The sequence below is a fragment of the Streptomyces sp. MGP-BFMKR1 genome (genome assembly GCF_057766585.1).
On the sequence record NZ_CM173408.1, the window covers coordinates 7,409,526 to 7,435,581 of the forward strand.

At 73.7% G+C, this 26,056-nt stretch carries 18 protein-coding genes; 2 read left to right on the forward strand and 16 right to left on the reverse strand.

The window, feature by feature from the left end:
* From AC3CHW_RS29815 to AC3CHW_RS29890, 16 genes are all read right to left on the reverse strand, one after another.
* Positions 1-1,254 (reverse strand): DUF4910 domain-containing protein, encoded by a 1,254-nt coding sequence (locus AC3CHW_RS29815; protein ID WP_488471209.1) that lies wholly within the window; start codon positions 1,252-1,254, stop codon positions 1-3.
* A 17-nt stretch (positions 1,255-1,271) separates the two neighbouring features.
* Positions 1,272-2,297, reverse strand: a complete 1,026-nt coding sequence (locus tag AC3CHW_RS29820) for an NAD-dependent epimerase/dehydratase family protein (protein ID WP_488468522.1) — start codon at positions 2,295-2,297, stop codon at positions 1,272-1,274.
* Positions 2,282-2,947, reverse strand: coding sequence for a PIG-L deacetylase family protein (locus tag AC3CHW_RS29825; protein WP_488468523.1), 666 nt, complete (start codon positions 2,945-2,947; stop codon positions 2,282-2,284). The genes AC3CHW_RS29820 and AC3CHW_RS29825 overlap by 16 nt, the downstream gene beginning before the upstream one ends.
* Positions 2,944-3,750 (reverse strand): glycosyltransferase family protein, encoded by an 807-nt coding sequence (locus AC3CHW_RS29830; RefSeq protein WP_488468524.1) that lies wholly within the window; start codon positions 3,748-3,750, stop codon positions 2,944-2,946. Before AC3CHW_RS29830 ends, AC3CHW_RS29825 begins: the two co-directional genes overlap by 4 nt.
* A complete protein-coding gene (locus AC3CHW_RS29835; RefSeq protein ID WP_488468525.1) occupies positions 3,747-4,982 on the reverse strand; it encodes a class I SAM-dependent methyltransferase in 1,236 nt (411 codons plus the stop codon). The genes AC3CHW_RS29830 and AC3CHW_RS29835 overlap by 4 nt, the downstream gene beginning before the upstream one ends.
* The gene (locus AC3CHW_RS29840) at positions 4,983-6,257 is read right to left on the reverse strand and encodes a glycosyltransferase (protein WP_488468526.1); all 1,275 of its coding nucleotides are present in this window, start codon (positions 6,255-6,257) and stop codon (positions 4,983-4,985) included.
* Between the two features lie 7 nt (positions 6,258-6,264).
* A complete protein-coding gene (locus AC3CHW_RS29845; protein ID WP_488471210.1) occupies positions 6,265-7,605 on the reverse strand; it encodes an O-antigen ligase domain-containing protein in 1,341 nt (446 codons plus the stop codon).
* A complete protein-coding gene (locus AC3CHW_RS29850) occupies positions 7,595-9,148 on the reverse strand; it encodes a right-handed parallel beta-helix repeat-containing protein (RefSeq protein WP_488468527.1) in 1,554 nt (517 codons plus the stop codon). Before AC3CHW_RS29850 ends, AC3CHW_RS29845 begins: the two co-directional genes overlap by 11 nt.
* Before the next feature lie 9 nt (positions 9,149-9,157).
* Positions 9,158-11,134 carry an alginate lyase family protein gene (locus tag AC3CHW_RS29855; protein WP_488468528.1) on the reverse strand — a complete coding sequence of 659 codons (1,977 nt, stop codon included), beginning with the start codon at positions 11,132-11,134 and terminating at the stop codon, positions 9,158-9,160.
* Positions 11,131-13,392 carry a bi-domain-containing oxidoreductase gene (locus AC3CHW_RS29860; protein ID WP_488468529.1) on the reverse strand — a complete coding sequence of 754 codons (2,262 nt, stop codon included), beginning with the start codon at positions 13,390-13,392 and terminating at the stop codon, positions 11,131-11,133. The genes AC3CHW_RS29855 and AC3CHW_RS29860 overlap by 4 nt, the downstream gene beginning before the upstream one ends.
* A gap of 26 nt (positions 13,393-13,418) precedes the next feature.
* The gene (gene asnB / locus AC3CHW_RS29865) at positions 13,419-15,341 is read right to left on the reverse strand and encodes an asparagine synthase (glutamine-hydrolyzing) (protein ID WP_488468530.1); all 1,923 of its coding nucleotides are present in this window, start codon (positions 15,339-15,341) and stop codon (positions 13,419-13,421) included.
* 3 nt (positions 15,342-15,344) lie between these two features.
* Complete coding sequence (locus AC3CHW_RS29870; RefSeq protein WP_488468531.1) at positions 15,345-16,949, reverse strand: Wzz/FepE/Etk N-terminal domain-containing protein; 1,605 nt, start codon at positions 16,947-16,949, stop codon at positions 15,345-15,347.
* On the reverse strand, positions 16,946-18,325 hold the full coding sequence (locus tag AC3CHW_RS29875; protein WP_488468532.1) for a Wzz/FepE/Etk N-terminal domain-containing protein: 1,380 nt from the start codon (positions 18,323-18,325) through the stop codon (positions 16,946-16,948). Before AC3CHW_RS29875 ends, AC3CHW_RS29870 begins: the two co-directional genes overlap by 4 nt.
* Entirely contained in the window at positions 18,322-19,638 is a 1,317-nt protein-coding gene (locus tag AC3CHW_RS29880) for a glycosyltransferase family 4 protein (protein ID WP_488468533.1), read from the reverse strand. The genes AC3CHW_RS29875 and AC3CHW_RS29880 overlap by 4 nt, the downstream gene beginning before the upstream one ends.
* Positions 19,628-20,941: a nucleotide sugar dehydrogenase gene (locus AC3CHW_RS29885; protein WP_398610517.1), complete on the reverse strand. Its 1,314-nt coding sequence runs from the start codon at positions 20,939-20,941 to the stop codon at positions 19,628-19,630. Before AC3CHW_RS29885 ends, AC3CHW_RS29880 begins: the two co-directional genes overlap by 11 nt.
* Before the next feature lie 70 nt (positions 20,942-21,011).
* On the reverse strand, positions 21,012-22,490 hold the full coding sequence (locus tag AC3CHW_RS29890; RefSeq protein ID WP_488468534.1) for a sugar transferase: 1,479 nt from the start codon (positions 22,488-22,490) through the stop codon (positions 21,012-21,014).
* A 1,105-nt stretch (positions 22,491-23,595) separates the two neighbouring features.
* Between AC3CHW_RS29890 and AC3CHW_RS29895 the strand changes: the two genes are divergently transcribed.
* Both AC3CHW_RS29895 and AC3CHW_RS29900 read left to right on the forward strand, forming a co-directional pair.
* Positions 23,596-25,209: an alkaline phosphatase D family protein gene (locus AC3CHW_RS29895; protein WP_488468535.1), complete on the forward strand. Its 1,614-nt coding sequence runs from the start codon at positions 23,596-23,598 to the stop codon at positions 25,207-25,209.
* A gap of 371 nt (positions 25,210-25,580) precedes the next feature.
* Positions 25,581-25,796, forward strand: coding sequence for a hypothetical protein (locus AC3CHW_RS29900; RefSeq protein WP_398610514.1), 216 nt, complete (start codon positions 25,581-25,583; stop codon positions 25,794-25,796).
* Positions 25,797-26,056: the final 260 nt, after the last annotated feature.

The window sequence follows — 26,056 nt, forward strand, 5'->3', positions numbered from 1 at the left end:
TCACGTCGTGATCAGCCCGGCGTCCCGCAGGGCGTCGGCCGCGGCGGCGACGGTGTCGAACGGCAGCCCCGCCCGCTCGGCGACGTCCAGCAGGCCGTGCTCGCCGTCGGAGAGGCTGAGCACCCAGAGCATGGCCATCTGCGCCTGCTTGGTGTCGCTTCTGCCACCGAGCGCGTCGTACAGCCCGCGCCGGCCCAACTGCGGCTCGCCGTAGGGGCTGAGGTTGCGGTAGCGCCGGTTGCGGTCGAGCACGGCGAACGCCTCGCGGCAGACGGCGAGCGTGTCCGCCATCGCGTCCGGGGAGACGAGGTCGAGGTTGTCCGCCGAGGTGTGGTACTCGGGGTAGCCCGCGTACGGGGTCCGGGTGAGCGAGCCCACGCCCAGGTCGAACCCGGGGGAGCAGTACTGCCGCTCGTCGTAGCCGTACGGGGTGAACTCCCGGATCCCGTGCGGGCGTTGGGAGGTGGTCAGCACGTGCTCCAGCACCCGGTCGATCTCCGCGTCGCCGCGCCTGCTCCGCTTGTACGTCAGCGAGCCGGAGTCGCCCGCGCAGGCCAGCACGAGCCCGTGCCTGACCCGGTCGATCCGCTCCGCGTTGCGGGCCAGCCAGGTGATCGCCCCGATGGTGCCGGGCGCGTAGATGAACCGGTAGGTGTAGTACGGGCTTCGCTCCGCGAGCGCCCGGGCCAGGAACGTCGCCACCGCGATGCCGGCCAGGTTGTCGTTGGCCAGCGACGGGTGGCAGACGTGGCAGGAGACGATCACCTCGTCGGGCACCTGCCCGGGCACCACGTGCTCGGCGTAGGTGAGGTGGCCGTCGGCGAGCGTGGAGTCGACGCGCACCTCGTAGTCGCCCTCCGGCAGCGCGTCCAGGACCTCCTGGGCCAGGCAGAACCCCCACGTCGGCGCGTAGTAGCTGGTGCGGTACGGGACCAGGGCCGGCTGGTCGGGCAGGGTGTGCAGGTGGGCGCGGAGCTCGGCCAGCGGCATGGTCCTGGCGACCGGGACGCTGTAGCCGAGCACGTGCAGGTTGGAGGCGGCGAAGTCGATGACCCGGTCGCCGGCGGCGTCGGCGACGTAGGCGTCCCGGATGTTCCACTCCCGTGGCACCGTCCAGTCGAGCACCGGCGTCCCGGTCGGCACCTCGTGCACCTGGAGCGGCAGGTACTCGCCGACGATGTCCAGGGTGGCGCGCACGCCGTCCCCCGTGATGCTCCGGCACAGCGGGTACAACCGCTCCACCAGCGCGTACATCTCCTTGCCCGGCTCGTTCACGACCGCCACCGCAGGGTCTCGTCCACGGCACCGGCCTCGGACGCCGCGCGCAGCACGGCGAGCCGGGTGAAGCGCCGCTCGAAGGAGTCCCGGGTCAGCCCGTGGGCCCGGTAGGCGTCGGCGAGTTCGAGCGCGCCGCGCTTGACCGGCCACTCGCAGTCGAAGCCGGGTATCGCGGCGCGGAACCGGGAGAAGTCCACCCGGTAGGAGCGCGGGTCGGCGCCCGTCTCGCCGGTGATCACCACGCGTGAGCCGGCCACCGCCTCGGCGACCTGCTCCGCGATCTCGGCGACCGTGACGTTGTTCGGCTCGCTGCCGATGTTGAACGCCCGGTCGTGCACCGCGTCGCGCGGCGCGGTCAGCGCCGCCGCGAAGGCCCGGGCGATGTCGGCGGCGTGCACCAGCGGGCGCCAGGGGGTGCCGTCGGAGAGCACCAACACCTCGCCGGACAGCAGCGCGTGGCCCACCAGGTTGTTCAGCACGATGTCGGCGCGCAGCCGGGGGGAGTAGCCGAAGGCGGTGGCGTTGCGCAGGAAGACGGGGCTGAAGTCGTCGTCGGCCAGCGCGTGCAGGTCGTCCTCCACCCGCACCTTGGACTCGGCGTACGGCGTCACCGGGCGCAGCGGGGCGTCCTCGGTCACCAGGTCCCCGCCGCCGGCGGCGCCGTAGACCGAGCAGGTGGAGGCGTACAGGAAGCGCCGCACCCCGGCGTCGCGGGCCAGCCTGGCCAGGCGCACGGACGCGTGGTGGTTGATGTCGTAGGTGAGGTCGGGGGCGAGGGCACCCAGCGGGTCGTTGGAGAGCGCGGCCAGGTGGATCACGGCGTCCACGCCGACCAGGTGGTCAGCCGTGACGTCCCGCAGGTCGACGCGGTACCCCGGCGGGTCCGCGGGGGCCGGGCCGAGCACACAGTCGGCGAACAGGCCGGCGTCGAGGCCGACGACGTCGTGTCCGGCGCCGGTGAGCACCGGGGCCATGACGGTGCCCAGGTAGCCCTGGTGTCCGGTCAGCAGTACGCGCACGTTCGTTCCCCCAGGTCGAGAGTGAGTTTGGTGACGGCGAACGCCTCGGCGTAGCGCGCGTGGCATTCGATGCCCCGGATGCGGGCCAGGCCCAGGAACGCCTCCCGGTCGTACCAGGGCCGGTGCCGCTGCGAGGGGTAGTGCTCCTGGAGCAGCCGCGCCTTGTCCTCGGCGACCTCCGGCGTCAGCGGCTGGTAGGCCGTCATGCTGCCGAGGTCGCCGTCCCACTTGACGATCTCGTAGCCGAGCACCAGGTGGTCGCGGAAGGCGGTGGTCATCAGCTTCGCCAGGCCGCGGTGGTCCTGGTGGGCGTCGGCGGTGCGCGGCGCGAGGACCAGGTCGGGCTCGGTGCGCTCGCGCAGCTCCTCGACCGCGGCCTTGGCCTGCTCCCAGTGGGCCGGGAGGCGGCCGTCCGGCAGCTTGTCCACGGTCAGCCGCAGGTCGGCGCCGGGGCAGCAGGCGGCGAGCGCGGCCCGCTCCTCCCGCTCGCGCTCGCTGCCGCCGCCGGAGAGCACCAGCGCGTCGACCCGCAGGCCGGGCCGCGCCCGGCACAGCGTCAACAGGGTGCCGCCGGCGCCGATGGCGATGTCGTCGCAGTGCGCGCCCACCGCGACGACCCGGTCCAGCGGCCCGCCGCCGAGCCGGATCACGCGCGCGCTCCCGAGTTCGCCGGCGCGGCGCCCCGCTCCCACACGGCCCACGGGCGGTCGCCCTGCGCGTAGGCGGCGTCCAGCGCGGCCCGCTCCTTGACCGTGTCGGTCGGCTTCCAGAAGCCCCGGTGCTGGTAGGCCACCAGCCGGCCGCGCTTGGCCAGTTGGGCGCAGCCGTCGGCGACCAGGTCGCCGCCCTCGGGGAGGTGGTCGAAGACCTCCTGGCGGAGCACGAAGTAGCCGCCGTTCTCCCACAGCGGCATGTCACTGACCGCGGTGATGCCCCCGACCAGGCCGTCCTCGCCCAGGTCCACGCAGTGGAACGAGGACTGCGGCGGCACCACCATCATCGAGGCCCCGGCGTCCCGCCGCGCGAACGCGTCGATCATCTCGGGCAGCGAGGCGTCGGTGAGCACGTCGGCGTAGTTGGCGAGGAACATCTCGTCGCCGTCCAGGTGGTGCCGCACCCGGCGCAGCCGCTCGCCGATCGGCGACTCGATGCCGGTCTGGACGAAGGTGATCGTCCAGTCGGCGATGTCGGTGGACAGCAGCTCGGTCCGCCCGTCGCGCAGGACGAAGTCGTTGGACGTGGTCTCCTCGTAGTGGAGGAAGAAGTCCTTGATGTGGTGGGCCCCGTACCCGAGGCACAGGACGAACTCGGTGTGCCCGTAGTACGCGTAGTAGCGCATGACGTGCCAGATCAGCGGCCGGGGGCCGACCATCGCCATCGGCTTGGGCACGTCGTCAGCGGCACCGCTGCGCATCCGCAGCCCGTAGCCACCGCAGAACAGGACGACCTTCACGGCCCCACCTCGACAATGCTCAGTTCCGGAATGGGGAAGACCAGCCGGCCGCCCCAGGCGTGTACGAAGGACAGTTGCTCGACCAGCTCGTCCCGCAGGTTCCACGGCAGGACGAGCACGAAGTCGGGCCGGTCGACGGCCAGTTGCTCGGGCGGCAGGATCGGGACGCGGGTGCCCGGGGTGAACCTGCCGTGCTTGTACGGGTTGCGGTCCACCGTGTACGCGAGCAGGTCGGGCCGGATGCCGCAGTGGTTGAGCAGGGTGTTGCCCTTGCCGGGGGCGCCGTAGCCGACCACCGTCTGGCCGCGCTCGGCCGCCTCGATCAGGAACCGCAGCAGGTCCCGACGGACCTTGGCGACGCGGGCGGAGAACTCGGCGTACCCGGACAGCTCCCGCAACCCGGCGGCCTTCTCCCGGGCCAGCACGTCCACCACCCGCCGCGAGGGCTCGCCGGCCACCTCGGTCGGTCGGGCCCACAGCCGGACGGAGCCGCCGTGCGTGGGCAGCGTCTCGACGTCCACGAGCGCGAGTCCGCCACTGGCCAGGGCGCGGGCCGCGGAGGCGACCGTGTAGTACTGGAAGTGCTCGTGGTAGATCGTGTCGTACTGGTTCTCCTCGATCAGCGTCAGCAGGTGCTGCACCTCGACACAGACCCAGCCGTCGTCGGCGACCAGGGCGCGCAGCCCCTGGGTGAAGCCGACCACGTCGGGGATGTGCGCGTACACGTTGTTGGCCACCACCAGGTCGGCCGGGCCGTGCTCGGCGCGCACGTCGGCGCCGGTGGCCGGGTCCAGGAACGCGGTGAGGGTGGGCACGCCCGCCTCCCGCGCCGCGGCCCCCACGTTCACCGACGGCTCGACGCCCAGGCAGCGGATACCCCGCTCCACCACGTGCCGCAGCAGGTACCCGTCGTTGCTCGCGACCTCCACCACGAAGGACCCGGGCCCGAGCCCAAGGCGCCCGGTGGCGTCGGCGACGAAGGCGCGCGCGTGCTCCACCCAGGAGGTCGAGTACGAGGAGAAGTACGCGTACTCGCTGAACGTCTCCTCCGGCGTGATCAGCGGCGGGAGCTGCGCCAGCCAGCAGTCGGTGCACACCCGCAGGTGCAGCGGGTAGGCCGGCTCCATCCGGTCCAGTTGGTCCGCGGCGAGAAAGCTCTCGCACGGCGGGGTCGCCCCCAGGTCGACGACGCTGGCCAGCGCCGCCGAGCCGCAGAGTCGGCATCGTGTCATCTACTGCCCCCATCCCTGCTCGCGCGGGCGCTCCCGCCGCGAGCCAGTGCTGTCGTTCGCCACCGGCGGCGGGCCCACCCCGCCGCCGGGCCACTCCGCGATCGCGGAGCGGTACTCCTCCTCAAGCCGCCGCAGCCCGACGATCGGGCTGAAGCCCTGTTCGTAGCGGAGCCGGGCCGCCCGGCCCAGCTCCTGGTTGCGGGCCGGATCGGCCGCGATCCGGCGCACCCGGTCCGCGAGCGAGGCGGCGTCGCCGGGCTCGTGCAGCAGCCCGGTCACCCCGTCCTCGACGAGTTCGACGAAGGCGCCGTGGCCGGCGGCGATCGGCGGCACGCCGGCCGCCATCGCCTCCACCACCACCAGGCCGAACGTCTCCAGGGACATCGAGGGGGCCAGCACGGCGACCGACCGGGCGATGGCCCGCTGGCACTGGTCCTGGTCGTACAGGCCCACGTACCGCACGTCGTCCCGGCCCTCGGCCCACGCGCTCACCTCCGCCTCCAGCGGTCCGGTGCCGGCGAGCACCAGCGGCACGCCGACCCCGCCGCTCGCCGCGATCTCGTCCCACGCGGCCATGAGCAGCCGCACCCCCTTGGCCTCCGCGAGCCGGCCCAGGAAGAGCACGTGCTCGCCGGCGCCCACGCGGCGGGCGCCGGGGTCGGGCACGAAGTTGTGCTTGACCACCAGCCGCTCGGCCGGCATGCTGGACCGCACCAGGACCTCGCGTTGCGCCGCCGAGATGCACAGGAACCGCCGCACGCCCGACCACCAGCGGCGCCGGTTGACCGCCAGGCTCACCGCGAGCGGCACCGTCGCCAGCCGCGAGTTCCGGTAGCAGCCGTGCCGGACGGCGGGCAGCGCCGCCGTGGTGCCGACGCAGTCGGCGCACAGCCGGCCGTCCCGCCGCAGCGTGCCGGGCGGGCAGACCTGGGTGTAGTTGTGCAGCGTCGCGACAGTGGGCACGCCCGCGTCCGCGCAGGCGGCGAGGACCGCGGGGGACAGCAGCGGGAAGACGTTGTGCACGTGCACCACGTCGGGGCGGGTGGCGCGCAGGCGGGCGGCCAACTCGGTGCGCACCGCCGGGTTCCACGGCACCAGGAGCGGGATGGTGGCCTTGCCGAGCAGCGAGCGGGCGGCGATGTCGTCGCTGCGCCGCTCGAACAGCTCGACCCGGTGGCCGGCCGCGCGCAGCAGCCCCACCTCCTGGTCGACGACCCTGTTCTCGCCGCTCGGCTGCGCCGACGCGTAGCGGTTGTGCACCACGAGGACGCGCATGGTCACCTCACCTTCGTTCCTGGGCCCAGCGCGGGACGCGCCGTCGGGGGATCGCCGGCGCCCGGCGGGGCGGGGCGGTGTCGGTGCCGGGGGCCGCCAGCAGCGAGGCGGCCACGGCCAGGTGCAGCAGGTACGGCGAGGCGTCGCCGAGGCCGGCCTCGGTGTACGAGGAGATCGCGCAGTAGCTGATCAGGAAGATCGCGCAGGCCCTCGGCAGCGACGGTGGCCGCAGCAGCGCGACGCCGCCGAGCACCAGGAGGAGCGCCGCCACCAGCGCGATGCCCGTCAGGCCCTGTTCGTGGTAGACGGCCAGCCAACTGTTGTCGATCGGCAGCCCGCCGAAGGACTTGTCGCTCAGGCCCGTGCCGAACAGCTTCTCCGCGGTCGAGCGGGGCGCCGCGAGCAACGCGTCCCAGACCTTGGCCCGACCGGTGAGGTTGGAGAAGTTCTCCTGGCTCTGCCCGCGCAGGAACCACGCCCGTAGCGCGGAGGCGAACCCCACCGCGGCGACCACGGCGCACAGCACCGCCCAGACGAAGAACCGGCGGGCGGCGGCGCTGGTCAGCACGAGCGAGCCGATCGCCAGCAGCAACCCGATGAGCAGGCCGAGGGTGGCCGTGCGGGTGTGCGTCAGCGCGAGCAGGACCAGCGACGGCACGATGATCACCGCCGCGCTGAGCCGGTCGGCCTGCCGGCCGATGACCAGCAGCACGGTGAGCCCGACGACCACCGCCGCGTACTGGCCGATCTGCGGCGGGGTCAGCGGCCACAGCGCGCCGACCAGCCGCCCGCCGTACAGCTCGGGCATGGCCGCGCCCGGCGAGATGAGCAGGCCGGCGGCGGCGGAGCCGAGCACCGCGAAGTACAGCCGGATGTGGCCGCGTACGAACGTCAGGCTCCCGTTCCACCAGCGGCTGAGCAGCCACAGCGTGCCGAGGAACAGGGCCAGCCTGGTGCACCGGAACAGCGCGCCGAACCCGGACTCCAACTGCAGGCTGGAGATCACGCTCGGCACCAGCAGCAGGGTGAGCAGCAGCAGGAAGGCGCTGGGCCGGATGCGCAGCCGCGGGTTGAGCGCGAGCGCCAGCGCGAACGCGGTGACCAACGCGCCCATGGTGACCATCTGGATGAGGGAACGGGGCAGCGGGACGATGGTCTTCGCCCCGGCGGAGCCGAGCGTGTTGAGGACCAGCAGCCCCCACACGACGCCGACGATCCTCGGCGCGCCCGCCGGGCCCACCAAGCCGTCGCTCCGCGCGCCGGCCGCCTCCGGCTGGCCCACCGCCTGCGCCTGGCTCCTTGCCTGCGCCTGGCCCGGCGGGCCGCCGCGTCGCGGGTCACCGTCCATCGCGGTCACCGCCCTCGTGGTCCAGGGTGCTGCCCGCGTCCTGCCGGTACGGCGCGCCCCGCCACTGCCCGAAGTCGAGCACCCGGCTCGGGTCGTGGGCCGTGAACTTCCAGGGGCCCAGGTAGACGTTGTCGTGCCAGCGGTTGCGCTGCCGGTGGGTGACGGCCGTGGCCACCCGGGTGCCCCGGTACGGCGACCAGTCCGGGTAGCTGCCGTAGTTGGCCAGCACCGCCATCCGCTGGCACGCGTCCGCGCAGCCGGCGACGGAGGCGTCCGCGACGAAGCGGTTGTGGTGGACGTCCACCCGCTGGGTCTTCCACCGGCAGTCGGCGTACAGCGGAGCGGTGGCGATCGCTGGCCGCGCGCAGCGCTCCGGGCGCGGCACCAGCAGCGTGCAGTCACCGGTGGAGGTGTTGGCCGGGCTGTTGCAGAACCGGTCGGCGTTCTCCCACAGGGTGATCCCGGACCAGTTGTTCTCCAGCACGTTCCGGTGGATCTCGATCCTGTCCGTGCGGGCCCGCACCCGTGGCTCGCCGCCGGACTCGGACACGTACAGCGTCGCGTACGGGAAGTCGTCGCCGCGCTCGGCCTCCCGACGGCCCTCGACCCAGTTGTTGCGCCGGAACGTGTTGGCGCGGATGACCGCGTTGTAGCTGGTCTCGTAGATCAGCGCGGCGCCGTCGTTGGCCTCGATCACGTTGTTCTCGATGCGGAAGTCGTTGTTGTTGGTGTCGGCCCACAGTCCGGTGCCACGGTTGTCGTGCACCCAGTTGCCGCGCACGTCCGCGCCGCCCACGGCCCAGAACTTGGCGCCCCCGGTGCAGCCGCAGCCCGGCCGCCGCCGCTCCCAGTCGTCGGTGTTGTTGGCCACGATCTCGTTGCCCTCGACCAGCAGGCCGCGGATGGTGTCGCCGGACTTGTACGCGTTCAGGCCGTACTGCCCGTTGCCCCGCAGGCAGTTGGCCCGCACCCGCTGGCGGGCGCCGGCCATCAGCCCGGCGCCGGAGTTGTGCTGGATGGTGGCGTGCTCGATCACCCACCCGTCGGCCGAGTCGTGGTTGACCACGCCCTCGTTGTGCGGCGCGACGAAGCCCTGCACGGTCAGGTGGCGGATGGCGACGTCGGGGGCGCCGCCGCCGAACGCGTACTGGTTGGTCCCGCGCCCGTCGAGCACCGCGCCCGGCGCGCCGAGGTAGCGGTTCCCCCGCTTGGGGACGACCTGGGCGTAGCGGTGCGGTGCGAGCCGGTGCCTGCCGGGGCGCAGCCAGAACGTGGTGTGCGGCGGGCTGCCGCGGGTCTTGGCCGCCAGGTCGTCGACGACCGCCGGGTCCACCGGCACCGCGCCGGCCGGCGCCTCGGCCGGACCGGCCACCGGCTCGGCGCACACCCGGGCCACGGCCCCGGCAGCGCCCACGGAGGGTGCCGGCGCCGGCGCGCCGCTCGGCCGGGCCGGGCCGTCCGACGCGCTCTCACAGCCGGCCGCCAGCAGGGCCAACGCCAGTGGCGCCGCCGACCACGCCCGATGCCGCCTCGCGATCCCCACCCGCCCCCCTCAGCCGTGGAACCTGAGTACGGTGGTGAACCCGCTCGACCGCGCGGCGCCACCGGCGAAGCCGGTGCCGACCAGCGTGGTGGCGGGTTCCTTGCGCCCGAAGCCGGGGGAGTACCAGCCCAACGGCGGCTCGACCGCGCCGCGCTGGGCCGACCAGCGCAGGTGCCCGGGCAGTTCGAGGACGGCGGAGCGGTGCTCGCCGTCCCGGGTCCAGGTCAGCTCGGCCCGGTCGCCCACCAGGTCCGCGACGATCGCCGGTCCGAGGTGGAACGCCAGCCGCGCGGCCCGGCGCGGCCCGCGCACCTCGTCCACGATCCGCAACTCCCGCGTCGCGGCGGTCAGTTCCACCCGGCGGCGGTGCACCGCCGGCCGGTAGCCGTCGTGCTCGGCGCACCAGCGGGCCACCCCGTCCCCGGCGGCGCCGGCCGCCTCCGCGACCAGCACCCGGCTGCGGGCCTGCCGGGTCCACAGGAACGGGCCCCCGGAGACGGACTGGTCGGCGCCGCCCAGCTCCAGGGTGTTGTGCCCGAGGGTGGACCGGAAGTACCGCCGCCACGCGGGCTGGCCGTGGTAGCAGTACGTGCCCGGGTCGGCCAGCACGTCGACCCCGTCCTGCCGGACCTCCACGGCCAACGCGTCCGCGTGCGCGTGCGCGGCGATGGCCAGGAAGCCGTGCGGACCACCGTCACAACGGCACCAGATCCCCGCCGGGCCGCGCAGGATCGTCAGCCCCGCGTCGGCGAAGTGGGCCGGCCGGCTGGCCGGGCGGGGCGCGGCCGGCGCGGCCTCCCGCTGCGCGTACGGCCGGATCAGCGCGGCCAGCAGCGGGGTGCGGACGTCCGTGCCGGGCACCGTCGGCCACCAGGCGAGCCGACCGAACACGGCGTCCCCGGTGGCCAGCAGCGAACCCCAGCGGTCGGTGCCGGCGCCGTCCACGACCAGGCCGTGCCCGTCGTCCGCGTCCCCCTGGCGCGGCGGGCGGAGCCGGTCGTCCACGACGGCCGCGAGCGCGTCGGTCATCCGCAGCAGCACCAGGTGGATCGCCGGCGGGACCGGCACACCGGCGGCGTCCGCCTCGGCCACCGCCGCCAGGCCCAGCTCCAGCACGAGCCCGTGGTACTCGGTGGCCAACTCGCGGTTGAGGCCGGAGCCGAAGGTGTTGCTCCGCAGGTGCCGCTCCAGACAGCGCAGCGCGTCGGCGCGCCAGCGCGCCGAGTCGGGGAACCAGTCGAACGCGCAGGCCGCCGCCGACTGCCCGGCGGCCTCGGCGATGACGTGGTTGTTGGCCGACGACCCCCGGCTGGGAAAGGCGGCCAGCCAGCGCTGGTGGTGCCAGACCTGGCGGCGCGCCACCGGGTTGTCCTCGAACAGGGCGGCCACACCCGACCAGCCGTCGAGCAGCCGGCGGACCCACACCCAGGAGAGCAGCCGAATCCCCAGCTCGATGCCGCTGATCCAGTGCGCCCCGCGCAGCGGCGGGTTGGCCGCCCACCACGACCGCAGGTGGGCGGCGACGCGCTCGGCGTACCGCTCGTCCCCGCTGATCGCGTACGCGGCGGCGAGCACGGTCAGGTACTGGTGCCGGGACGGCTCCCAGATCTGCTTGATGTCCCCGACCGCGTCCTCGCTCCGGTACGGCACGTCGAAGGCGTGACACGACGGGGCGCGGCGCCCGGTCTTCGGGTCGTACCACCAGTCGGGGTCCGCGAGGTCGTCGCGGGGCACCCCGAAGAACTCGGCGTGCCCGGCCAGCAGCCGGTCCGCCTCGGCGAGCAGCCGCTTCGCGGCGTCCGGCGGCACCGCGTCGAGCGCCCCGGCGGGCAGCGTCGCGGTGAAGCGGGCGCCGGACACCTCCGGCGCGACGGGTGGCGCCGAGCGCCAGCGCCGCCGGCGCGCCGTGTCGACCACCCGGCCGCCGACCTCCCGCGGCCCCATCCGGGACAGCCGCCGCAGGTACCACCCCGGGCTCGCCGTCATCGGGCCCTCGCCAGCGTCACCGGCGCGCCGCCGACCAGGCTGGTCCGCACCGCGAGGGTGGCCGCCGTGGTGGCGGCCAGCGACTCAAGCGACACCGGCATCGGCCCGCCGGTGCGCACCGCCGTGAGGAAGGCGTCCAGTTCGGCGCGCTGGCCCTTGTCCCGGGCCTTGGGCAGCCGCGAGCTGACCCACCGCCTGCCACGGCCGTCGTACACGGAGGCCCGTACGAAGTCGTCGAGCCGCAGCGCGCGACCGCCCGCGACCACGTCCAGCGTCTCCTTGGGGAAGCCGGCCGGGCCGGTGGTGACGTAGCTGATGGTGGCGGTGGACCCGCCCGGGTAGCGCAGCACGACCTGGAGGTCGCCGCCGTCCTCGTGGCCGGGCGCGGCGAGCGCGTACACCGAGAGCGGGTCGGCCCCGAGCAGCCAGCTCGCCGTGTCGATGAAGTGACCGCCCTCGCCGGCGAACCGGGAGCCCTGGGTGTTCTGTTGGAGGTACCAACTGCCGTGTTCCAGGCGGCCCGCGTTGACCAGGTAGCGCAGGTTGCCCGGCCCGGTCCGGGCGCCGAAGCGCTGCCGCGCCTGACGCAGCAACGGGGCGAACCGGCGGTTGAAGCCCACCTGGAGCCGGTCGTTGCCGGACTCCTCGACCGCCGCGAGCACGCCGGCCAACTCGTCCTCGGTGAGCGCCAGCGGCTTCTCCACGAACACGGCCTTGCCGGCGAGCAGCGCCCTGCGGGTCAGTTCGGCGTGCGAGCTGTGCCGGGTGACCACGAACACCGCGTCGATCGTCGGGTCGTCGAGCACGGCGTCCAGGTCGGTGGTGGCCTCGGCGAAGCCGAACGTGCGCTGGGCGTTGGCCGCGGACAGCGCCGTCGTGGTGACGACCCGGGCCAGCTCGACGCCCTCGCGCTGGGCCAGGTGCGGCAGCAGCATCGAGGACGCGTAGTTGCCCGCGCCGGCGAACGCCAGCCGCACCGGCGCGTGGCCGGGCCGGGCCGGCGCCCTGGTGGGCCCGGCGCCTCGGCGCACGGCGGGCACGGTCAGGGTCGGGACCGCCGCCTCGGCTCCCTGGCTGTCGGGGTCCGGGTGGTCAGCGTGGTCGGCGTGGTCAGGGTGGCCGGGGTGGTCAGGGGTGTCGGGGTACCGGAACAGCACGGCCACGGCCTTCAGGTCGCCGTCCCCGAGGCGTCGGTAGGTCTCGACGGCGTCGGCGAAGTCGGCGACGTGCGAGACCAGCGGCTCCACGTCGATCCGGCCCCGGGCCAGCAGGTCCAGGACGCACGCCAGGTTGCGCCGCTCGGTCCAGCGCACGTAGCCGATCGGGTAGTCCCGCCCCTCCAGCTCGTACTCAGGGTCGTAGCGCCCGGGGCCGTAGCTGCGCGAGAACCGGACGTCCAGCTCCTTCTCGTAGTACGCGTTCCACGGCAGGTCCAGGCTGCACTTGCCGATGTCCACGACCCGGCCCCGGTCCCGGCTCAACCGGGCGGCCAGCTCCACGGGTTGGTTGCTGGCGCCGCCGGCGGCCAGGTAGACCTGATCCACGCCGTGCCCGCCGGTCAGCTCGGCGACGGAGCTGGCCACGGCCGCCGACGTCGGATCGCCGCAGGTCATGGCGCCCAACCGGGTGGCGAGTTCGCAGCGCACCGGGTCGGGGTCGACCCCGACGACGCTCACCCCCGAGGCGGCGAGGAGTTGCACCACCAGTTGCCCGATCAGCCCGAGGCCGATGACCAGCGCCACGTCGCCGAGTTGAGGTTCGCCCCGGCGCACGCCCTGGAGCGCGATCGACCCGACCGTGCCGAAGGCCGCGTGCCGTGGCGCGAGGCCGTCCGGCACCCGGGCGTAGAGGTTCCTCGGCACCCAGTTCAGCTCGGCGTGCAGGGCGTGCTCGTTGCCGGCGCAGGCCACCAGGTCGCCGACCGCGACGTCCTCGATCCCGGCGCCGACCTGCTCGACCACCCCGCACAGCGAGTAGCCGAGCGGCGTGTACGAGTCCAGCTTGCCCATCACCTTGCGGTAGGTGGCGGGCAGCCCGTTGGTGGCCACGCTCTGCACGACCTTGGCCACCTGGTCCGGCCGGGAGCGGGCCTTGCCCAGCATCGACATGCCGGCCTCGGAGACCTTCATCAGCTCGGTTCCGGTGGAGATCAGCGAGTAGGCGCTGCGCACCAGCACGCCGCCGGGCTTGCACCCCGGCACCGGCACGTCGAGCAGCGCCAACTCGCCGCTCTTGTAGTTCTGCACAACCTGTTTCACCCGAGCTCCTCGTGATGTCAACGCCGTCAGGCCGCGTGGTTCCGGCCGGAGGTCGCGGCGCGGTACCAGTGCTCAAGGGAGAGCACGTGCCACAGATGCTTGGAGTAGTCCCGCCGCCCGGCGGCGTCATCGGCGACCATCCGGGCCAGCGCGTCACGGCGCAGGAAACCGGAGTTCACGAGCAGGCCGTCGTGCACCACCTCGCGCACCAGCGGCGCCAGGTCCCGGCTCATCCACGCCCGCAGCGGGGCGCTGAACAGGCCCTTGGGCCGGTAGACGATCTCCCGGGGCAGCGTCGCGCTGGCCGCCTGCTTCAGGGCCGCCTTGCCCTGCCGTCCGACGATCTTGCGGTCGCCGGGCACCGCGAACGCCGCCCTGACCACCTCGACGTCCACGTACGGCACCCGCACCTCCGTGGACGCGGCCATGCTGGAACGGTCCGTGTACGCGAGGTTCAGGCCCGGCAGGAACATCCGCGCGTCGCCCAGGCACATCCGGTTGACGAAGTCGTCCAGGTCGTTGTCCCGGTAGACCTCCGCGTGCTCGCCCAGCACGTCGTCGACCGTCCCGGCCAGGTCCGGGCTGACCAGGGCCAGCAGCTCGTCCTGGTCGTACATGGTGTAGCTGCGCCGGAACGCGGTCTCCTCCGGCAGCTCCGCGAAGGACAGGAACCGCTTCGCGAACCGCACCGACCGAAAACCCCGGCGGGAGGTGGCCACCGGCAGCCGGTCCACGACCGCCGACACCCCGCGCCGCAGGGGCCGTGGGACGCGTTGGTAGCGCAGCGCGAGCACGTTGGCCAGGTGCTTGCGGTAGCCGGCGAACAACTCGTCGGCGCCCATCCCCGAGAGCATCACCTTGACCCCGGCCTCCCGGGCGGCCGAGCAGATCAGGTACGTGTTGATGGCGGCGGGGTCGCCGATCGGCTCGTCCAGGTGGTACGTCATGCGCGGCAGCAGGTCGAGCACGTTCGGCGCGATCTCGATCTCGTGCAGGTCGACGCCGTACCGCTCGGCCACCTGTCGGGCGTAGCGCAGGTCGTCCGGCATCGCCTCGAACCTGGCGTCCGCGGCGCGGAACCCGATGGTGTAGGCGGAGATCCCGGGCTGCTGGCGGGCCGCCAGCGCGGTCAGGTAGCTGGAGTCGAGACCGCCGGAGAGGAACGTGGCCACCGGCACGTCGGAGAGCAGGTGCCGTCGGTTCGAGTCCTCGATGACGGCGGCCAGGTCCGGCTGTTCACCACCACGGGCTCGCTCCTGGCCCTCGCTGGCCACCTCCCGCAGGTCCCAGAACCGGCCGCGCTCCACCCGGCCGTCCGCCCGGCACCGCAGCCAGCTCCCCGGGGGCAGCTTCTCCGCCTCGCGGAACGCGCAGCGCGAGTCCGGCACCCAGTAGTAGAGGAGCGAGGCCACCAGCGCCGCGTGGTCCACCTCAAGCGTCCCGCCGGCCCCGGCGCTGAGCGCCTTCAGCTCGGAGGCGAACATCAGACCCCCGCCGCGCCGGAGCAGGAACAGCGGCTTGACGCCGAGCTGGTCGCGGACGAGCACCAGGTCACCGGTGCGCTCGTCGAAGATCGCGAAGGCGAACATGCCGCGCAGCCGTGGCAGACACCCCGTGCCCCAGCGCCGCCAGGCGGCGAGCAGCACCTCGGTGTCGGAGGTGCCGCGAAAGCGCGCCCCCGCCGCCGTCAACTCGGCCCGCAGTTCGGGCGCGTTGTACAGCTCGCCGTTGTACGTCAGGGCGAGGCCGTCCGAGACCATCGGCTGGGCACCGGTCTCGGTCAGGTCGATGACGGCCAACCGGCGGTGCCCGAGCTGCACTTCGCCGTCCCCGGCGGGGTGGCTGTAGCGGCCGGCCCCGTCCGGGCCGCGGTGGGCGAGGACGTCGGTGAGCCGATCGGTCACGGCCTTCCCGTCCGGCCACCGGTACGTGCCTGCGATTCCACACATGTGCTACCGCGCCTCCTGATCGCTGTCCGGGACCCGTGCGGCCGGTGACGCCGGCCACTCCGGCTGCGGCTGGCCTTCCCCCACCGCCTGAACGGCGTGGGCGGTACCCGCACCGCTCTGGCGGGCCAGCCGTCTCGCCCGTAACCGGTCCGCGCCGTTCTCCCGGCTCGGTCGCTCGCCGTCGCCGCGCGGCGCGGTCGGCGTCCCGTCCCAGAGCGTGCCGTCGGTCCGGTCGCGTGGGTCGGGGTCGATCAACACCACGCCGAGCACCGGAACCCGCTGGTCCGCGAGTTGCCGCGCGACGGTGTGCAGCCACGCGGCGCTGCCGTGCCCGGCCCGTACGACGAGCACGGTCTGACCGCCGAGGTACCGGAGGTCGGTCCACGCCGTGCCGGGGGAGACCGAGCCGACGCCGAGCCGGCGCGTCGCCTCGGGCGCGTCCTCGGCCCGCGCGCCGCTGAGCACGGTCGAACCCGCCGGCAGCGCCGGGCTGGTGGCGAGGTCCGCGCCCGGCAGCCCGTCCACGATGACCAGCGGCCCGTCCGCCGCCAGCGCCTGGGCCAGGTCCAGTGCGAGCACCCGTACGTCGCGCGCGCAGCCCAGCTCCAGGAGCGAGACCGGCTCCGCCGCGCCGCGCACGGTGCGGGCCAGGGTCGCGGTGAGCCGGGCCCGGGCGGCCCGGGTCCGGCTGCGCCGCCAGGGGGCGGCCGGCCAGCGGGGCGCCGGGCGTGCCTCCGCGATGACCGAGGCGCCCAGGTTCGCCGCGATCTCCCGGCGCAACACGGGGCGGTCCGCCACCACCGTGCCGACCGTGGCCACCGCGATGCCCAGGACGAGCCCGAGGACGAGCCCGATCGCGGCGTTGGTGAGCACGGCCCTGGGCTGGGAGTGCCGCACCACGCGCGGGGCGTCCACGATCTGCGTACCGGAGATGAGCCGGGGCGTGCCGGCACGGGCCTCGGCGGCGCGCTGGTCGAAGTCGGCGATGCGCGAGTTGAGTTCGGACCGGCGGGCGAAGAGCGACTCGACGCTGGCCGACGCCTCGGGGTCGCTCTCCGGTGATCGGCTGCCGATGGCCTTGTTGACCTCGGCCAGCTCGCCCCGCATCCGGTCGCGCTGTGCGAGCAGGGACGCGGCCTCGGCCTTGGCGGCCTCCTGGACGCGCCGTACGTGGTCCGCGACGAACGCGTCGGCCAGCGCCTTGGCCCGGGCCAGCGCCTGGGTGTCGCTGTCGCCGGTCACGTCGATCTGGAGCAGGTTGTTGGTCAGGCCGGTGCCCCGGTAGTCCCGCATGAAGTCCTCGGGGCGCTCCGTGGAGTCGAGGGCCCGCAGGGCCCTGCCGGCGATCTGGGTGGTCTGGAGCAGCGCGACGTCGGTACGGATCAGCGTGCCGGTGTCGTTCGGCTGGTCCTCTCGGTGCGCGACCAGCACCTTGGTCACCGCGGCCGGCGCCGGCGGCAGCAACACCGCCACGGCCGCGCCGGCCAGCATTCCCAGCAGCGCCAGGGCGCACCACAGGCGGCGCCGCCTGCGCACCGCCGCCAGCAGTGCTTGCAGGTCAAGGAGGGGTGCGGCGGCCGACGACTCGGCAGCCTGGCTCGTGGTCACTCGGCGCCCCCCGCCTGGCCGGGCACCGCGAGCGCCAACGTGGCGTTCTCCGCCGGCCGCTCGGGCGTCGGCGTCGGGTGGGGGCGGACCGCGCCCGCGACGACGACGCCGACGATCTCGTGCCTGCCGTCCGCGCACGCCCCGGCGACGCCGGCGAGTTCGCCCGCGGTCCAACTTCCCGCGCTGATGACGACCAGGGCGCCGGACTCGGCGTCGCGGTCCGGCACCATCGGCTGGGCCATCGCCACGTCCACCACCCGCAGCACCGGGTGCCCCCGGACCGCCGGGGTGGCGGCGTCGCCCCTGGTCTCGGCGGCCAGCCGCTCGGCGGCCCGCCGGGCGACCTCGTCGCCGGCCGGTACGACGGCCAAGAGGCGTCGTGCCGAGGGGTGTTGGGATCGCAGGCGAGCGCACACCCGCCGGTAGCGGACCCGCCGGCTGGTCTCGTCCCCGGAGGCCAACGGGGTCGGCACGTCCCACCGGGTGTCGAGGCCGAGGAAGCGGCGCAGCCAGCCCGCCGGGCCCCGGCCCGCCGCGGGCCGCTCGGCCGGCACGTCGACGGTGCCGAGCAGCGGCGAGCCGAGCGCCGCGGCGATGTCGGCCCCGGTACGCAGCCGCCGGTTGGCCCGCGCGGCGGTGAGGTGGCCCACGACCGCGAGCAGGAAGGCCAACGCCGCCCCGCCCGCGACGAGGTGCCCCGTCGTGGGCGGCGCCGCGCTCGCCGGCCGGGCCGCCGGCCCCATGACCACCATGCCGGCCTTGTGCGTCGCCGGATCGGCCTCGTCCAGCTTCTTCACCGCCGTCTCCAGCGCCGTACGCAGCTTCTCCAGCGAGGTGCGGGCCTGCACGCTCTCCACGGTGCGCCCCGGGTCGGCCGCCTGGGACAGCTCGGTGATGCGCCGGTTGGTCTGCTCCACCTGCTCCCGCAGCGCCTCGGGCCCGGTCGCCGCCTTCGGGTCGGTGCCGTCGCCGGTGACCCGCGCGGCGAAGGTGACGAACTGCTGGGCCAGCCGGTCGGTGAGCTGCCGCGCGCGCTCCGGCGACTCGGCCGTGCCCGAGATCCTGATGACGTTCCCGTCGGCGACCTTGGCGCTCACCCGGTCCCGCACCTCGCCGCCGTCGCCCGCCCAGCGCAGCGTGGCGGCCGTGCGGTCCACCACCGTCGAACTGGTCGCGATGTACGCCTGGGTCAACAACTCGCGCTCCTCCCACTGCCCCGGCAGCAGTACCGATGCCGAGGCCGTGTACCGCGGGGGGAACAGCGCCGAGACGCCGTAGCCGACGAGCGCGCCCACCGCCGTGAGGACGGCGAGCAGGCGCCAGCGCCGTTGGAGCATCCGCCCGATCGTGACCAGGCGTATCGTGTCCTCGCTCAACGGTGCGGCCTCTTCCCCGCCCGGGCCGACGTGCCCGCCGCCACCGGGGTGTGGCCACGGCAGGCGGCGGCGTAGGCGGCGAGCAGCGACGCCTGCGAGTTCCGCCAGGAGAGCCGCCCGCTGATCCGCTCCCGACCGATCGCGCCCATCCGCTCCCGCTGACCCGGATCGTCGAGCAGCCGCGCGATGAGGCCGGCGAACGCGGCCTCGTCGTTGGCGGGCGCGTAGACGGCGGCCTCCCCGGCGGAGACCCGCGCCTCCTTCAGGTCGAACGAGACGATGGGCCGGCCCATCGCCATGTATTCCAGGACCTTGTTCATGGTCGACACGTCGTTGAGCGGGTTGTGCGGGTCGGGGGAGAGGCACACGTCCGCGGTGGACAGGTAGCGCACCAGGTCCGCGTCCGGCACCCGCCCGGTGAACCGCACCTGCTCGGAGAGCCCGAGCCGCCGGGACAGCTCCACCATCGCGTCGAAGGAGTCGCCGGAGCCGACGAACACCGCGTGCCAGTCCTCGCGGCCCAACTCGTCGCGCAGCTTCGCCAGCGCCCGCAGGGCGTAGTCCACGCCGTCCTGCGGGCCCATGACACCCAGGTAGCACAGCAGATAAGGCTTGCTGCGCTTCAACTCCGCTTCGGGAGCCACCTGTTGGAACCGTTCGATGGCGGGCGCGCTGCGCACCACGAAGACGTCCGCCGGCCGGCGACCGCCCCGGCGAACCGCGACGTCCCGGTAGCTCTCGTTCGTGGCGATCACCACGTCAGCGGCCCGGTAGGTCAGCCGCTCCAGGGCGCACACGGCGCGGTAGAGCAGGTCCTCGCCGCGGCCGAAGCGGGACAGGTACAGCTCGGGCACCAGGTCGTGCTGGTCGAAGACGAACCGCGCGCCGCGCCGCTTCAGCCACAGGGCCGGCAGGAACAGCAGGTCGGGCGGGTTGCAGGCGTGCACCACGTCGACCGGGCCGACCCGGCGGGCCAACCGGGCGGTGTGCCACAGCGCCGATCCGTACTCCCGGAGGTAGCCGGCCGGCCCGCCGGTGGCCGCGCGCAGCGGGTAGCGGTGGACGCGCACCCCGTCGATCTCCGCCTCGGGCTCCGTGTCCCGCTTGTCGCCCCGGGGGCAGATGACGTGCACCTCCCAGCCCGCGTCGCGCAGCGTCGTGCACTCCTGCCACACCCGTCGGTCGAAGGGCACCGACAGGTTCTCCACCAGGATCAGCGCGCGCCGCCCCGGCCCCATGTCGCCGACGCCGCCGGCCTCGTTGGCCTCGTTGGTCTCGTTGGTCTCGTCGTTCAACGTTCTGTCACCAGGCAAGGCCCACGTACCCCGGTTCGGTCCGGCGCGCGTCGGCGTCGGGAAGGCGGATGAGATCGATCAACGGGCCGCTGCCGTGCGGCAGCCGCGCGAGGACGGCCGGGTCCCTGGTCCCCACCAGGCACACCTCGGCGTGCTCGAGGACCTCGTCCACGGAGTCCGCGAGCAACTGCGCCAGGTGCGGCAGTCGGGTCTCGATGTACTCGCGGTTCGCGCCGAGGAGCCGCGACAGGCTCACGTTGGCGTCGTAGATCCGCAGGTCGTACCCCTTGCCGAAGAGTCGCTCCGCCAGTTCGACGAGCGGGCTCTCGCGCAGGTCGTCGGTGCCGGGCTTGAAGGACAGCCCGAACAGGCCCACCCGGCGCCTGCCGGTGCGCTCCACCAGCTCCACCGCGCGTTGCAGGTGCGCGGAGTTGGACGGCAGCACGTGGGCCAGGATGGGCACCGAGACGTCGGCCCGCTGCGCCGCGTGGACCAGGCTGCGCAGGTCCTTGGGCAGGCAGGAGCCGCCGAAGGCGAAGCCGGGGCGCAGGTAGGCGGGGCTGATGTTCAGCTTGCGGTCGGCCAGGAACACGTCCATCACCTGGTGCGAGTCCACGCCGAGCGCCTGGCACACCGCGCCCAGTTCGTTCGCGAAGCCGACCTTGAGGCCGTGGAACGCGTTGTCCGCGTACTTGATGGCCTCGGCCGTCGGGATCGGCACCCGGAACACCTCGCCGGGTAACCCCTCGTACAGCGTCAGCAGCGGGTCGCCGCTCGCCGGGTCGAGTTCGCCGATGACGGTCTTGGGTGGGTCGAAGAAGTCGCGCACGCTCGTGCCCTCGCGCAGGAACTCCGGGTTGACCGCCACCCCGAAGTCCACCCCGGCGGTGCCGCCGACGTGCTTCTCCAGGATCGGCACCAGCAGGTTCAGGCAGGTGCCCGGGAGCATCGTGCTGCGGTAGACGACGGTGTGCCGGCCGCCGCGCTCGGCCAGCGCCGCGCCGATCTCCTCGGTGACCCGCTCCAGGTAGCTGGTGGACAGGCTGCCGTTGGGCGCCGACGGCGTGCCCACGCAGACCAGCGACACCTCGCTGTCCCTGATCGCCTCGCGCACGTCGCCGGTGGCGCGCAGCGCCCCGGTACGTACGACCTCGGCGACGAGTTCGCCGATCCGTTCCTCGACCACCGGCGCCCGGCCGTCGTTGACCAGGTCGACCTTGACCGGGTTGACGTCCACCCCGACGACCTCGTGCCCCATGCTGGCCAGGCACGCCGCCGACACGCAGCCCACGTAACCGAGCCCGAAAACGCTGATCCTCATGACCCGTCCCTCCCCCCAGGCAGGCCGCTGCGGCCTGCGGTCCGCGCGCCGGCCGGCTGGCCCCCGCGCATCAGTAGGCCCCCTGCCCGTGCAGCACCGCGCGCAGGGTCTTCCACAAGATCACCGTGTCCAGCGCGAGCGACCAGTCCTCCACGTACCGCAGGTCGAGCCGGACCGCCTCCTCCCACGGCAGGTCACTGCGCCCGCTGATCTGCCACAGGCCGGTGAGTCCGGGCTTGACCAGCAGCCGCCGCCGGATGTCCGGGCCGTACGCGGCGCATTCCTCCGGTAGCGGGGGCCGCGGGCCGACGAGCGACATCGAGCCGGTGAGGACGTTGAGGAGCTGCGGCAGCTCGTCGATCGAGTAGCGGCGCAGCACGGCCCCCACCCGGGTCACCCGCGGGTCCCGGCGGAGCTTGAACAGCAGCCCCGCGCCCTCGTTGCGCTCGGTCAACTCGGCGCGCACCCGGTCGGCGCTGACGACCATGGTGCGGAACTTGAGGATCGTGAACTCGCGGCCGTCCTTGCCCACCCTGCGCTGGCTGTAGAACGCGCCGCCCCGGCTGTCCAGCAGGACGAGCAGCCCGACGAGCACCATCAGCGGCGCGAACAGCAGCAGCAGGACCGCGGCGCCCAGCCGGTCGACGACCTCCTTGACCACGCGCCGGCCGCCCGTGAAGGTCGGCATGCTGACCCGCAGCAGCGGAAGCCCGAGGACCGTGTCGACGTGCAGCCTCGGTCCCGCCACCTCCATCAGCACGGGCGCCACGACCATCTCGGCGTCGCCGCCTTCGAGGTTCCACGCCAGCCGCTGGAGCCGGTCCGGCGACCAGTGGGGGTCGGGCGTGACCGCGACGACGCGGTAGCCGTCGCGGTGGACGTGGTCCGCGACGTCCGCCAGCCGGCCGACGACCGGTACGCCGTCCACGTGGCCCCCGTCGAGCCCGCGACCATCGGTCGTACACACCGCGTCCACCCGCCAGCCCAGGTGCGGCAACTTCCGGGTGCGCGCGATCAGGTCGCGCACGGTGGCCGGACTCCCGGCCGCGAGCACCGGTCGCAGACAGCGCCCCTCCTTGCGCTGCCTGTGCAGCCAAAGGCGCAGCAGATAGCGCGCGGTGAGGGTGGTGAGCGCGATCGCGGGAACCGCGACGAAGATCCAGAGCTTGATGTTGCGTGAGGTGAGCGCGATTCCGCCGAGCGCCAGGACGACGGTCGCCGTGAACAAAGCGCGCCCCAGCCGGCGGAATTCCTCGGCGCCCTGGCCGAGAACGGCCGGATTCCACGCCCGGCTCACCGCGAGGGCGGCCAGCACCAGAAGTTCGGTGCCGAAGGCGAGAATTCCCCATTTCTCGTGCCAGTTGGCCGCGTCCCGGGCCCCGAAGAAATTGCCGATCGCCGCCACCACGAAGGCGGTGGTCACGGTGTCGCTGGTGATCACGGTACGGCGGTACCGCTGCTCCCATTCCGTCGCGGGTTGGTTGGTGGTCCCGTTCCCCAGACGCCGGTGCGCCGGCGGAAACGGGCTGACTAATTCCCCCTGCTGCACAGAACCCCCCCAGGTCCCCAAAGAATCGAGGTGCCTCTCCTCAGACCGTTCCTCTCCACGGGAGGCCCCCACCTCCCGCGCATGGCGTCGCCGTTGTCACGGCGCTACGTGAACAACCCGCCCCGGCGGCAACCGCATTCGCCTGGTCCGCCAGACCTTCGAGGTGCGTGGAAGCCCGTCGGAACGTCCTCGGGTGCTCCCCACACCCGCGGCGCCCGATGGGGCTTCAGGAATTGGATCACCTCGACGCCCCGCGTCGAGGGTGGGACCGCTGGCCGTTCGTGGCGCGGGACCAATAGATCGTTACTGGCCCGCCTCGCCTCCGAACCGCCGAAGCACGGTCAATCTAGACCACTGGAGCCGCTATGAGGAGAGGATGTGTGCGACTTGTGCTCGGCTTTTGAAACTGAAGTTACCGACGGTAGTTCCCAATGGGGTCTGTGGGGCGGGTGGTGTGTTCTGTGACGGATGGGAAAGGGGCGCTCCCGGGCTGCGGTCCGCCGAAAGGAGCCGCGAAGATGAGCAATAGGGACGACCCGGATCGGCCGGCGCGACCGTGGGTATTGCTGAAGAGGGCCACGGTGACCGCCACGCCGCGTACGGAGCGACGCGCCGACGGCTCGTTCTCCTATGCCCCCTGCGTTGACCGTGTCGACGCATCCATGCACCAACGCGCCCACGCACTCACCCACCCGTGCGCCCACGCACTCACCCACCCATGCATCGACGCACCACGCGTCACGGCTGGAACCCGCCCGAGCCCGGGCCCGGTTCCGGCCCGTCGTGCCAGGTCAGACGCCATATCGGAGAGGGGCCGGCCCGCGAGCGAGACGCGTGGTCGCCCCCGGGAGCGCGGCGAAGGGGGCATAGCGGTCGAACTGCCGCCGCGATAGCTGTAGTTCGCACCTATGTGGCCCGCTGGAGTTCTGTTCCACCCGCCACCGCAACCTGCCCCCGTGATCGTGGGCCAGTCCGTCGGCGGTGCGGGGAACCGTGGGGACGCACGCGCGTGAACGGGTGAGTCCCCGTACCGGAACCGCGGGTGGCGTGCGTTCCGACGCCCCCTCCGGCCGACCTCTCGCCTGTCATCGAAGGGACCTGATCCATGGACATCAGCAGACGCCGCCTGATCGGCGCCGCCGGCGTGACCGGCGCCGCACTCGGCCTGTTCAGCGCCGGCCTCAGCAGCGGCTCGGCCTGGGCCGCGCCGCGTTACGAGGACGACCCCTACCGCCTCGGCGTCGCCTCCGGCGACCCGGCCGCCGACGGCTTCGTCCTGTGGACCCGGCTGGCACCCGACCCGCTGGCCGTCGACAGCCGCGGCGGCATGCCCGAGCGCAAGGTCGCGGTCGAGTGGCAGGTGGCCACCGACGAACGGTTCCGCCACGTCGTCCGCCACGGCCGCGCCTGGGCCGTGCCCGAACTCGCCCACTCCGTACACGCCGAGGTCCACGGGCTGCGCCCGGGCCGCGAGTACTTCTACCGCTTCCGCACCGGCGGCGCGATCAGCCCGGTCGGCCGCGCCCGCACCGCCCCCGCCCCGCACGGCCACGGCGGCTGGGCCTCCGACGTGAGCTTCGCCTTCGCCTCCTGCCAGTGCTGGTACGAGGGCTTCTACACGGCCTACCGCCACATGGCCAACGAGGACCTGGACTTCGTCGCCTTCCTCGGCGACTACCTCTACGAGGGTGGTGTCGGCGCCAACGCCGGTGTCCGCAACATGCGGTTGGACCCCTCGTACCAGCGCGAGACGTACACCCTCGCCGAGTACCGCAACCGCTACGCCCTCACCAAGCTGGACACCGACCTCCAGGCCGCGCACGCCGCCTTCGCCTGGATCGTCACCTGGGACGACCACGAGATCGAGAACAACTGGGCCCGCGACACCGCCCAGGTCGACAAGGACGGCTTCCCCGACGACGACATCGCCGCCTTCCGGGCCCGCAAGGCGCGCGCGGCACAGGCGTACTACGAGCACCAGCCACTGCGCCTGCCGCAGAAGCCACGGGGCGACCGCATGCGCCTGTACCGGCGGCTGAACTTCGGCTCCGTCCTCGACCTGCACGTCCTGGACACCCGCTCGTACCGCGACGACCAGGTCGGCGGCGACGGCACCAAGCCCGGCTACGACAAGGAGCGGCGCGAGAAGTCGCGCACCATGCTCGGTGCCCAGCAGGAGCGCTGGTTGCTGAACGGCGCCGGCCGGTCCCACGCCACGTGGAACGTGCTCGCCAACCAGACCCTCGTCTCCCAGGTCGACCAGGACCCCAACCCCGACGTCCTCTCCTCCGGCCTGGACATGTGGGACGGCTACACGGCCGCCCGCGACCGGCTGCTCACCGGCTTCTACCAGCGGGGTGTGAACAACCCGGTGGTGATCACCGGCGACATCCACCGCAGCGTGGTCTCCGACCTCAGGTTGGACTTCGACAACCCGAAGTCGCCCACCGTCGGCACGGAGTTCGCCGGCACGTCCATCAGCTCGGGCAAGGACGGCGCCGCCATGGACAAGGTGGGTCGCGACTGGATGACCGAGGGCGTCAACCCGCACCTGAAGTGGCACAACGCCCAGCGCGGCTACACCCGCGTACGGCTGAACCACCGCGAACTGCGCGCCGACTACCGCGTGCTGCCCTTCGTGACCAAGCCGGACGCGCCGGTGGAGACCGCCGCGTCGTTCGTGGTCCGGGCCGGCCGCCCCGGAGCCCAGCAGCTCTGACCCCTGCTCCCTGCCCGCCTGCCCCTCGGGAGCGGGGCGCTGTCGCGGGCCCGACCTTTCCGGGCTCGAACCCTTCCAGGCCCGCACCGGCCTGGAAGGGTTCGCCAGCGGACGGCCGGGGCGGCGGCCGGGGGCGTCGGCTGGGGCGGCGAGGACAGCGGTCAGGCTGGCGAGGGTGGCGGCCAGGTTGGCCACCTGGCCTGTCCGGTTGGCCACCTGGCCTGTCCGGTTTTCGGGGGTACGTGGCGCGCCCCCGACCGGCGGTTGTTGCCGCGTCCGGCTGACGGATGGGCACGGGTTGTCCGCCGTGGGTGGCACTTGACCGAATCGGGTTACTCGGTGGGGACGAGCCGCCGTCCCGAGGAGCTGTCGTGGTCTTCGTCGCCATCTTGCTGCCGCCTGGCCTGCTGTGCCTGGTCCTGGCGCTGGGACGCTACGAGGAGTGGCTGCTCGGAGCGCCCGCGCACCCACCACGGCACGCGCGCGCCAGGCGCCATCTCTCCCTGGTGCCGAGGGCCCGAACCGCGCCCACGCCGACGGCGGAGCGCGCCACGGAGCCGGCGCGGCGCGCCGCCGACGCGGCGTAACCGCCCCGCGCGGCGCCGAGCCCGCCTCACGACCTTCACGCTCTCCGGCGGCGCGCCGGCCGGGCCCGCGTACCCGGCACCCGTGCCCGGCGCCTGTCCCCGGCACCCGTGTCCGGCACACCCGCGTCCGGCACGCCCGTGTCCGGCACGCCCGCGCCCGGGCCACCCGCGCCCGCGCGCGTGGCCCGGTTGGGCGCAGGGCCGGTCGCGGGCCCGCAGGAGTTCGCCGGCCCGCTGACACACCCCTGGCGACCAGCGGC